Annotated in this window: 8 protein-coding genes and 1 pseudogene; 2 read left to right on the top strand and 7 right to left on the bottom strand. The window is 60.1% G+C overall.

The window, feature by feature from the left end; all coding sequences use genetic code 11:
• Window positions 1–231 precede the first annotated feature (231 nt).
• Window positions 232–2679 carry an acyl-CoA dehydrogenase gene (locus G7020_RS23015; protein ID WP_181087175.1) on the top strand — a complete coding sequence of 816 codons (2448 nt, stop codon included), beginning with the start codon at window positions 232–234 and terminating at the stop codon, window positions 2677–2679.
• Window positions 2680–3037: 358 nt separating this feature from the next.
• Here G7020_RS23015 and dacB read toward each other — a convergent pair whose 3' ends face one another.
• Window positions 3038–4495, bottom strand: a complete 1458-nt coding sequence (gene dacB, locus G7020_RS23010; protein ID WP_181087177.1) for a D-alanyl-D-alanine carboxypeptidase/D-alanyl-D-alanine endopeptidase — start codon at window positions 4493–4495, stop codon at window positions 3038–3040.
• 257 nt (window positions 4496–4752) lie between these two features.
• On the opposite strand from dacB, the gene G7020_RS23005 reads away from it, so the two are divergent.
• Window positions 4753–5097: a YggL family protein gene (locus G7020_RS23005; protein WP_181087174.1), complete on the top strand. Its 345-nt coding sequence runs from the start codon at window positions 4753–4755 to the stop codon at window positions 5095–5097.
• On the opposite strand, the gene G7020_RS23000 is transcribed toward G7020_RS23005, so the two are convergent.
• The 6 genes and pseudogenes from G7020_RS23000 to G7020_RS22975 form a co-directional block, all read right to left on the bottom strand.
• Window positions 5087–6199, bottom strand: coding sequence for an FUSC family protein (locus G7020_RS23000; protein ID WP_181087173.1), 1113 nt, complete (start codon window positions 6197–6199; stop codon window positions 5087–5089). The two genes, G7020_RS23005 and G7020_RS23000, sit on opposite strands and share 11 nt — an antisense overlap.
• A gap of 5 nt (window positions 6200–6204) precedes the next feature.
• Complete coding sequence (locus G7020_RS22995; protein ID WP_181087172.1) at window positions 6205–7536, bottom strand: deoxyguanosinetriphosphate triphosphohydrolase; 1332 nt, start codon at window positions 7534–7536, stop codon at window positions 6205–6207.
• A gap of 189 nt (window positions 7537–7725) precedes the next feature.
• The gene (locus G7020_RS22990) at window positions 7726–8028 is read right to left on the bottom strand and encodes a hypothetical protein (protein WP_181087171.1); all 303 of its coding nucleotides are present in this window, start codon (window positions 8026–8028) and stop codon (window positions 7726–7728) included.
• Window positions 8025–8405, bottom strand: a complete 381-nt coding sequence (locus G7020_RS22985; RefSeq protein ID WP_181087170.1) for a phage holin family protein — start codon at window positions 8403–8405, stop codon at window positions 8025–8027. The genes G7020_RS22990 and G7020_RS22985 overlap by 4 nt, the downstream gene beginning before the upstream one ends.
• A gap of 17 nt (window positions 8406–8422) precedes the next feature.
• Window positions 8423–8824 carry a DUF883 family protein gene (locus G7020_RS22980; protein ID WP_181087169.1) on the bottom strand — a complete coding sequence of 134 codons (402 nt, stop codon included), beginning with the start codon at window positions 8822–8824 and terminating at the stop codon, window positions 8423–8425.
• 327 nt (window positions 8825–9151) lie between these two features.
• Window positions 9152–10060, bottom strand: a pseudogene (locus tag G7020_RS22975) (OprD family outer membrane porin); the annotation flags it as partial.
• Between the last annotated feature and the right edge of the window lie 122 nt (window positions 10061–10182).

Raw genomic sequence — 10182 nt, 5'->3', positions numbered from 1 at the left:
GCTGACATTGCCGCGCTGGCGCGGGAAGCAATGTTCAATGGCGGAGAATTGTTCGGGTGTGATCATCATGCGCGAAGTATCCCGCATTACTCGCCGTCAAGCCAGTAGCGTTAACAGGCCCTAGCCGAAGGCGTAATCCGACGGCTTGAGAGCGTAATCCGACGATTCCGCACACCTTGCCAGAGCGCCTATGCTCAAGGAGGAAGCCATTCGTTCAACAAGGAAAATCATATGACTTTGCTCTGGCTGCTCGTTCTCCTGCTCGGCATCGCCGGGATCGCCCATCTGCGGGTTTCGCCCGTGTTGGCGCTGGCAATCATCGCGGCGTATCTGCTGCTGATGGGTATTGCCGGCGAGCCGCCGGTCTGGCTGATGATCGTGCTCTGGCTGGTACTCATCGCCGTGGCCGTGCCGCTGTTGGTTGCCGACCTGCGCATCAAGTACATCAGCGGGCCGATGTTCGACTGGTTCAAGAAGGTGCTGCCGCCGATTTCCGACACCGAGCGCGATGCCATCGAGGCCGGCAGCGTCTGGTGGGATGGTGAGCTGTTCAGTGGCCGACCGAACTGGGACACCCTGCTGGGCTATCCCAAAGCCAGGCTCACCGAGCAAGAGCAGGCATTCCTCGATGGTCCCACCGAAACGCTCTGTGCCATGGTCAGCGACTGGGATATCGGCCAGCGGCTGGATCTGCCGCCCCAGGCCTGGGACTACATCAAGACCGAAGGCTTCTTCGCGCTGATCATTCCCCAGGAATACGGCGGCAAGGGCTTTTCGGCCTACGCCCACTCGCAGATCGTGATGAAGCTGGCCACCCGCAGCGGCGACTTGGCCAGCACCGTGATGGTGCCCAACTCGCTCGGTCCAGCTGAGCTGCTGATGCACTACGGCACCGAGGAGCAGCGCAACCATTACCTGCCGCGACTGGCCAACGGCACGGACATTCCCTGCTTCGCCCTGACCGGCCCCTATGCCGGCTCCGATGCGGGCGCGATGAACGATAGCGGGGTGATCTGCAAGGGCATGTGGCAAGGCGAGGAAGTGCTCGGTCTGCGCCTGAACTGGGAAAAGCGCTACATCACCCTGGGACCGGTCGCGACCTTGCTCGGCGTGGCCTTCAAGACCTACGACCCTGAGCACCTGCTGGGCGATGAGGAAAGCCTGGGGATCAGCCTGGCGCTGATTCCTACCGATATTGCCGGTGTCGAGATCGGTCGTCGGCACCTGCCGCTGGGCGCTGCTTTCATGAACGGGCCGAACTGGGGCAAGGATGTCTTCGTGCCGCTGGAGGCCATCATTGGCGGGCGCGAGATGATCGGCAAGGGCTGGATGATGCTGATGAACTGCCTCTCGGTTGGCCGCTCCATCTCGCTGCCGGCCACCGGCGTCAGCGCCGCCAAGACCTGCAGTTACGTCAGTGGTCGCTACGCGCAGATACGCGAGCAGTTCAACGTCCCCCTGGCATCCTTCGAAGGCATTCAGGAGCCGCTGGCCCGTATCGGCGGCAACGCCTGGCTGATGGACAGCGCGCGCATCCTCACCGCCAGCGCCGTGGACCTGGGCGAGAAACCCTCGGTACTCTCGGCCATTCTCAAATACCACCTGACCGAACGTGGCCGCCAGTGCATCACCGACGCGATGGATATTCACGGCGGCAAGGGCATCATCCTCGGGCCAAACAACTATCTGGGGCGCCTGTGGCTGTCCGCGCCGATCTCCATCACAGTCGAAGGCGCCAACATCCTTTCACGCAACCTGATGATCTTCGGCCAGGGCGCGATCCGCTGCCATCCGTTCGTGCTGCGTGAAATGGAACTGGTGCAGGAGCCGGATCGCGACGCAGCCGTAGTGAAGTTCGACAGGCTGCTTATGCAGCATGTCGGCTTTGCGGTCGGCAATACCGCCAGCACCCTTGTACTCGGGCTGACTTTTGGCCGGCTAGGCAAGGCGCCAGGCAGCGACCTGATGCGCCCTTATTTCCGCGCACTGAATCGTATTGCCGCGGCCTTCGCCATGCTGGCAGATCTTTCCATGATGCTGCTCGGTGGCGAACTCAAGCGCCGCGAACGGCTGTCGGCGCGCCTGGGTGATGTGCTCAGCCACCTTTATCTGGCCTCCGCCGCGCTCAGGCATTATCAGGACCTGGGGCATCCGGCGGAACAGGCGCCTTTGCTGCGCTGGGCGCTGGAAGATTGCCTGTGCAAAGCCGAGCAGGCGTTGGCAGATACCCTTGCCAATTTCCCCAACCGGATTCTCGGTTGTGTATTGCGGGTCCTGGTGTTTCCCTTTGGCACACGCCACGCGGGGCCGTCCGACGAGCTGGATGCCGAAATCGCCGCCATTCTCGGTCGCGCGGAAGGGGACCCGGCGCTTGAGCAGATCCTCGATGGTGTCTATCGGCCAGAGAACACCGACGAGCCGCTCGGTGCGCTCAGGCATGCCTTCGACACCCTTGCCAAAACCCAGCCGCTGGCCAGGAAACTGCAACAGGCCATCAAGCGTGGCGAACTTAGCCCCGCTGCCAACGAGCCTCCGATTCTCGCCGCGCTGGCAGCCGGCATACTCTCCCACGAGGAAGTTGAACTGCTGCGCAGCGCTGAAACAGCCAGGCGCAAGGTCATCGACGTGGACGACTTCGCCAAGGAAGAACTGGAACCGCAGGCCGGACGGGTGCGCTAGCCCGCCTGTCTTGATTCGTAGGTCGGATTAGCCGAAGGCGTAATCCGACGATGCGGTACATAACTCAGCGAATAACCTCGGCCCCGCCCGTCGGGTCGATAAAGCGTGACCCGACCTACGAAGCCCAGCCATTTGTAGGTCGGATTAGCCGAAGGCGTAATCCGACGATGCGGCGCATAACTCAGCGAATAACCTCGGCCTCGTCTGTCGGGTCGGTAAGGCGTGACCCGACCTACGAACCCCAGCCATTTGTAGGTCGGATTAGCCGAAGGCGTAATCCGACGATGCGGCGCATAACTCAGCGAATAACCACGGCCTCGCCCGTCGGGTCGGTAAGGCGTGACCTGCCCCGCAGAGTTCAACGCTGCGCGGTGCTCTGGCTACGCTGGTTGTAGAGGCTGATCAGCACCTGATCCAGCACCGACGATGCGCCCCATGGGCGCGGGTGGTTGAGGATGGCGACGACCGCCCAGGTGTTGCCGTCATTGTCGCGGCTGTAACCGGCGATGGCTCGCACAGTGTTCAGGGTGCCGGTCTTGATGTGTGCCTTGCCGGCGACGCCGGTGTTATGCAGACGCTTGCGCATGGTGCCGTCCAGCGCGGCCACCGGCATCGAGGAGATGAACTCGGCGGCGAACGGGCTTTGCCAGGCAGCCTGCAGCAGGCTGGCCAGCTCGCGGGCGCTGACGCGCTCGGCGCGCGACAGGCCCGATCCGTTTTCCATCACCAGATGCGGCGAGATCAGCCCCTTTTTCGCCAGCCACTGACGGATGACCCGTTGCGCAGCCATGGAATCGTCGGGGTCCGCTTCGTTGCGAAACTCCGCGCCCAGGCTCAGGAACAGCTGCCGGGCCATGGTGTTGTTGCTGTATTTGTTGATGTCGCGAATGATTTCCACCAGATCCGGCGACCAGGCGCGGGCGATCATCCGTGCGCTGTCGGGCACTGTGGCGACCCGGTCCTCTCCCAGGATGCTGCCGCCCAATTCCTGCCAGATGGCGCGCACGGCACCGGCGGCATAGCGTTGATGATCCAGCAGCGACAGGTAGGTCTGCCCGCTGCAACCCGCTGGCAGCTTGCCGGCGACCACCACGCGCACGCCGTCGCCTTCCTCGATGGGGTTGTAGCGAATGTCCGGCCAGCCGGGGCACTTGGCCTTGGGCAGGGCTTCGATACGATTGTCGATGCGCACCGTGGCGATGGGCGGCTCGACCAGAACGTTCACTTTCCCGTCATCGTTGCGGGCAATGAAGCGAAGTGCCTTGAGGTTGACCAGCAGGGAATCGGGGCCGACCAGAAAGGGTTTGTTCTTGTCGTTGCCGTCGTCATCGAAGACTGGCAGGTCCGGCTGCACGAAATGGCTGCGGTCGAGCACCAGATCTCCGTTCACCGTCTGTACGCCGTTGGCGCGCAGGTCGCGCAACAGCAGCCAGAGCTTTTCCATGTTCAGCTTGGGGTCGCCACCGCCCTTTAGATACAGGTTGCCGTTGAGGGTGCCGTTTTCGATGGGGCCATCGGCATGGAACTCGGTTTTCCATTGGTGATTTGGCCCCAGCAGCTCCAGCGCCGCATAGGTGGTGACCAGCTTCATGGTCGAAGCAGGGTTGATCGAAACGTCGGCGTTGACGAAGGTCGGCGACGCGCTACCGTTGAGGGGCAGCAGAACGACGGACAGGGCACTGCTTTCTATCTTGTTGGCCTTGAGTGCCTGCGCGACGCTGGCGGGCAAACGTTGATTGGCCGTTTCGGCCACTGCCTGAAAAGCCAGCGGCATGGCCAGCGCGGCAATGGCGAAAGGACGTATGAGCCTGCTCATGCGAACGGAGGAAATAAATGACATGAAGATTCCCTACAACTTTCAGGGAAGAAATAACGAGACACTATGCTCGCACCCAAGTGATGTACTCCACATGTTGCCAAGCGTAGCCGGCTGGTTCGAGGTTCTGCAAAGAGATTTGCCGCAATGTATGACTTTTCCAGACAGGCAGCCTGTCGGCGAGGGTTCGTAATCGCACAAGTGCGGCGTAGCTGTTAGAGTGCGCGCCGTTATCCCGTCAAGAAAGGACCGATTCAATGGCTACCAATCGCTCGCGTCGCTTGCGCAAAAAACTCTGTGTCGACGAGTTCCAGGAACTGGGCTTCGAAGTCACGCTGTCCTACGTCGAGGGCCTCGATGGCAACGCCGTGGACGAATTCCTGGAAGCCTTCCTGGTTGAAGCCATGGAAGCCAATGGCCTGGGTTATATCGGTGGCGAGGACTATGGCTTCGTTTGCCTGGCCAAGCGTGGTTCGGTAAGCGAAGAGCAGCGTGGCCAGGTCGAGGCATGGCTCAAGGGTCGTAGCGAGCTGAGCGAATTTGGCGTAAGCCCGTTGATGGACGTCTGGTATCCGGAAAACGAGATCAACGTCAAGGCGTGATCGAGTTGTCCCGGTCCCGGCTCCTGCCGTGATCAGATATGGTTTCGGTTGATTGTCCGGCTCTGCGCAATGCAATCCGGGCGATCAACCGGCGCAGCAGATACATCAGCAAGGTGACCGCCAGTGCTACGCCGATGCCAGTCACGGCATTGATCAGGCGTACCTGAGGCAAGTCCCAGTCCTGGGCGAGGGTTTCGGTCAGCAGGATGAAACTCAGCGTCGTCTGTAGAACGAAAAGCCTGTAGTGATGCGCCTGAAAGGCCCGGCTGAGCATCAGCAGCGGCAACAGGATCATCACCATCAGCGGCGGGTCCACCAGGCTGTGACCCATGTAGATCAATATGGCTGCCGCGCACAAGATCCCCAGGCCTGCCTGCAGCGCACGCACGAGGCTGCGTTGTACATCCATCTGCAGAACCGTGAGTATCGCCAGCGTCAGCCAGTAGCCGCGTGGAAGGTCGGCGAGCACCACGATCAGGCCACCCAGCGCAGCTGCCAGTAGATGCGTCAGGGCTTGCAGGCGCCACCGTCGGGCAGATATGCGCCGTGCCCGACTTCGCAATACCCTGATCACACTGAACAGGCGCGGCATATAAGGCCACATCCGCAGCCCGTGCAGTCCGCGCAATCCGAAAGCCAGTAGCATGACCCAGAGTCCGCCCAAGACGAACAGCATGGCAATTGCCTGTGGGTTGTTGAAATCACCCATGCCGTACTGACCCTGACCAAGACACAGACAGATGGCAAGGCCGATCCCCAGTTTGCCGGCTTCGTTGCCGTAGCGTTGCAGCCAGGCCAGCAGCAACCCATAGAAGGCAAAGAGGCCCATGCTTATCAGGGGATAGGACGCCGCCCAGAAACCAAGACCGGCGCTACAGGCGCCGAGTGCGATCTGCGTCAGCATGCGCAGCATGCCGAGTCGGTGCAGCGGGTTGGCCCTGGCGGCCTGGAAGGCGCCCAGGGTTGCCCAGAGAAAGCCCGGATGCCCGCTGAACAGCCCGAGCAGAAGCGGCAGGGCACAGCCCAGGCCGGTAATCGCTGCCGCTCCCCAAGCGGGAGGTCCCGGCCTCCAGCCGTTTCTGCGCCACAGTGGTTTCTTCATGCTGCTCACGTCGGGCTTGAACGTCCGGTCATCTCCCCAGCCATTTCGGTGGCGTAGCTATCAGTCATGCCGGCGATGAAGTCGATCATGCGCAGGAAGGAGCGATAAAGCGGCCAGTCGGGGTCCGGGGCATTGCTGCCCAGCAGGTCGAGTATGCGACGATTCTTGAACGAAGGCGTGCGTCCACCGTGCTGTTCCAGCGCTGCGCCACAGAAGGCGTTAAGGAGGATTTCGAGCGTGGTGTAGGCTCCGATCTCGTGCAGCGTCTTGCGCTTGTCCTGGAAGATCTTTTCGCGGGCCATTGCCTTGGCCTGCACCACGCACTTTTTGGCCGGGCCATGCATATGCTCGACCAGATCACCGACGAGGGTACCGGCCAGCAGCGCATCCTGTTGTTCGACGAATGCGCTCGCGGCGGCATTGGTAAGGTGCTCGATGGCCTTGCCCCTGAGGATCGCCAACTTGCGCCTGCGCGAATCATTGGGACCGAGCAGGCGGTAGGTTTCCGGCAGGTCGTCGCCGACCAGCCCCAGCAGCAGCGCTTCCACCTCGGCGTAGTCGAGCAGCTCCATCTCCAGGCCGTCTTCAAGGTCGATCAGGCCATAGCAGATGTCGTCCGCGGCCTCCATCAGGTACACCAGCGGATGGCGTGCCCAGCGTTGCTCTTCCAGTTGCGGCAGGCCCAGTTTCGAGGCGATCTGTTCCAGCAGCGGCAGCTCGCTCTGGTAACAGCCGAACTTGTGCTTCTTGTAGCCGAGCGCCTCGGCGTGACGCGAGGTCCATGGGTACTTGAGGTAGGTGCCGAGGGTTGCGTAGGTCAGCCGCGTACCGCCGTCGAACTGATGATATTCAAGCTGCGTGAGCACTCGGAAACCCTGCGCGTTGCCCTCGAAGTTGAGGAAGTCGGTACGCTGGGCATCGCTCATGCCGTCCAGCCAGCCGCGTCCGGCGGCCTGCTGAAACCAGTGACGGATGGCATCCTCGCCTGAGTGACCGAACGGTGGGTTGCCGATGTCATGGGCAAGGCAGGCCGATTGCACGATCATGCCGAGGTCGGCCGGGCTGCACCATTCGGGCAGGTTTTCACGCAATACTTCGCCCACGCGCATACCCAGCGAGCGACCGACGCAGCTGACTTCCAGCGAATGGGTCAGGCGCGTATGGATATGATCGTTGCTGGATACGGGGTGCACCTGCGTCTTGCGCCCGAGCCGGCGGAAGGCCCCGGAAAAAATGATCCTGTCGTGATCCTTGTGAAACGGACTTCGTCCGAGTTCTTCGGTGCTGTGAACAGATTTTCCGAGTCGTTCACGATTGAGCAATGTGTGCCAGTCCAAAGGGCTATCTCCTTGTTGCCGCCAGGTTCCTGGCATGCCGACAGCGCCAGTGTGGCGCATTCCATGTGGGGATTACAGATCTGACCAGCACCCGTAGGGCCGAATTCATGCGGCCATGAATTTGCCGGCAGCGGCCGAACACGTTCGGCCCTACGGTTCAGCCATTTCGTCGCGGATCAGGCAGCCTGACTACTGCCGCAGTTTGCGAACCAGCGGATAGAGCGTGATGCCCAGCCGGGCGAGCTTGCCCACTTTACCCAGGCGTGGCCCGAATATCGCGAGGACGACGGTCGCGGCCAGCATCAATGGGCTTTTATCGGTGTGGCGCCCGGAAGCTGTGCCACGGTTGATAATCATGCCCTTTATGCGCTGTACCGGATGGGCCAGAGGCTGTGAGTGATAGAGGATCTGCTGACGATTCATCTCCATGCGCAGTCGAATCAGATCTTTGCGCATGGTCAGATCGCTGGATGTGCTCAATGGAGTGCTCATGGTAGTAAACGCTCCTGATTGCGGGCCAGTTCCTCGACTGTTGCCTGGAAGGGCGAAGCGCACGCCTTGGCGAGGCGAATGGCCCTGCTGATGCATATCGCAAGGACAATCGCATAAACCCCACAAAGAATCAGAATGGCCGCGATGGGGTTGGTTTCCCAGAAGGCGATGACAATGGCCGCTGATAGTCCTACCAGAACCAGCAGACCCAGGATCAGGCTTATGCTGGCCAGGAGGAACAACCTGAATACACGGCTACGTTCTTCCTGAAGCTCTATTCCCAGCAGTTCCAGATGCCCTTGAAGAAGGCCGACAAGCGCACCGCCCATTTTTTTCAGGGACGGTGCGGGCGCTTCATCGGAATGTTTCGCTTCCATTGGCCTGCTTTCCTCTATCAGCGGCGCATGATCATGCCGAGAAGAAAGCCGGCGCCTGCAGCGATACCAATGCTTTGCCAAGGGTGCGTTTGAACATATTCCTCGGTGCACTGAATGGCGGCCTCGCTCTGATCACGCAACGTGCCTTCCTGCTCTTTCAGCATTTCCCGAGCACGATTCATATTGGCGGTGATTTTCTCGCGCAGCTCTTCGGTCTGGCTGCCGGCAGTTTCCTGAGTGTGCTTGAGCAGGCGCTCGGTGTCGGCGATAAGCGTATGGAATTCTTCGATCAGCGCGTTCTGGGCGGCCTGAAGATTGCGGCGGTGGGCAGATTTATCGATCAGCGACGAAGGGCTTGAAGTGGATGCGTCGGGAATTGGGGTGTTATCGCTGGTGCCAAAAGTGGATTCGGTAGACATCTGCAGCTCCTCTTGAGTCTTGTGGGACGAAAAGTCCCGTTGCCTCAGGTTTCGAGCATGACAACGGCGCAAGGTTCCCGCTTCGGTTTGAATGACGCGGCAGATAAGTTGCAGGCGATAAGCGGCAGGCGGTGAGTAAGTGGTTTGGAACTGGCTTCGGCGAGGCGTGGTGGGTGGAGGAAGTGCCTTCCAGGGAGTCACCTGCCAATACACAGATCCGAGGTGTAGTTTGAAATAGTCGAAGGCATAACCCAACAAACTTCCGAAAAAGAGAAACCCGCCGAAGCGGGTTTCCTATCTACTGCATCGATATGCGGTAGGCCGCTATTACATCAGCGGAATGGTGTAGCTGACGATCAGGCGGTTTTCGTCAAGGTTGTTTCCGCTTGCGATATTGCCACGGGAAGTTGCGTTACGCCATTTGACGTTGAGGTTCTTAAGTGCGCCTTCCTGGAAGGTGTAGCCGATATCGGTATCACGCTCCCACAGCTTGCCTTCGGACTGACCTGCGCCACGCTCCACATTGTCGCCTGTGAGGTAACGGGTCATGAAGGTCAGGCCAGGGATGCCGATGGATGCAAAGTTGAAATCATAGCGAGCCTGCCAGGACTTCATGTCTGCAAGTGCAAAATCATTGATCTGCACATAGTTGACCAGGAACGGATCCGCGCCGCCGCCGAGATAGGCGAAGCCGGTATCACCACTCATTTTCTGGTAGCCGAGACCGAAGCTATGACCACTTACCGAGTAAGTGACCATGGCGCCAAGTGCCTTGTTATCAACGTTTGAACTGCCGTCTTCGCTGGAGCGAGCGTAGCGCAGATCAGTCTTCAGTGCTTGCTTGTCACCCAGCGGCAGTACATGCACCAGGTTGGTCGAATGCTGCTTATAGACTTCCTCCAGGTTGCTGTAGTAGTACGAAGCAGTAAGGTCATCGTTAACCTTGTAGCTGCCACCTGCGAAGATGAAGTCGTCAGCGTTACCGGCGACAACAGGAGTCTCGCCGACTGCAGCGCCTTTGCCGCCCCAGTACATCCCTCTGTTTCCACTGGCGTTACGATCGTTCATGCGGTTCAAGTAACCCGCATCGAGAGTCAGACCTGCAATTTCCTTCGAGGTAATTTGTCCGCCTTGAAAGGTTTGAGGCAGCAGGCGGGAATCACTGGCAGATACAGCCATGTTCTTGGGGCGAAGTGTGCCGATCTTCAGAACGGTTTCCGAGAGTTTAGCCTTGGCGGTTGCAGGAGCTGAGTGCAACACGGTTATTGAATTGAAGCCGGAGCATCATGCCGCATCGCCATGGCATTTTGCATGACCTCTCCCATCACCTCGATGGGGCATTTGAAGTCGAAGCGCTT

It is taken from the genome of Stutzerimonas stutzeri (assembly GCF_013522825.1).
Taxonomy (GTDB): Bacteria; Pseudomonadota; Gammaproteobacteria; order Pseudomonadales; family Pseudomonadaceae; genus Stutzerimonas; species Stutzerimonas stutzeri_AK.
The sequence above is the reverse complement of the archived record's forward strand: the minus strand, read 5'-3'. Positions and strand labels throughout refer to the sequence as shown.

What these genes read in the sequence shown, in the direction of transcription:
- G7020_RS23005 (WP_181087174.1), top strand. Translation starts at nt 4,753, where the DNA reads ATGGCTACCAATCGCTCGCGTCGCTTGCGCAAAAAACTCTGTGTCGAC.
- G7020_RS23015 (WP_181087175.1), top strand. Translation starts at nt 232, where the DNA reads ATGACTTTGCTCTGGCTGCTCGTTCTCCTGCTCGGCATCGCCGGGATC.
- G7020_RS23000 (WP_181087173.1), bottom strand. Translation starts at nt 6,199, where the DNA reads ATGAAGAAACCACTGTGGCGCAGAAACGGCTGGAGGCCGGGACCTCCC.
- G7020_RS22990 (WP_181087171.1), bottom strand. Translation starts at nt 8,028, where the DNA reads ATGAGCACTCCATTGAGCACATCCAGCGATCTGACCATGCGCAAAGAT.
- dacB (WP_181087177.1), bottom strand. Translation starts at nt 4,495, where the DNA reads ATGAGCAGGCTCATACGTCCTTTCGCCATTGCCGCGCTGGCCATGCCG.
- G7020_RS22980 (WP_181087169.1), bottom strand. Translation starts at nt 8,824, where the DNA reads ATGTCTACCGAATCCACTTTTGGCACCAGCGATAACACCCCAATTCCC.
- G7020_RS22985 (WP_181087170.1), bottom strand. Translation starts at nt 8,405, where the DNA reads ATGGAAGCGAAACATTCCGATGAAGCGCCCGCACCGTCCCTGAAAAAA.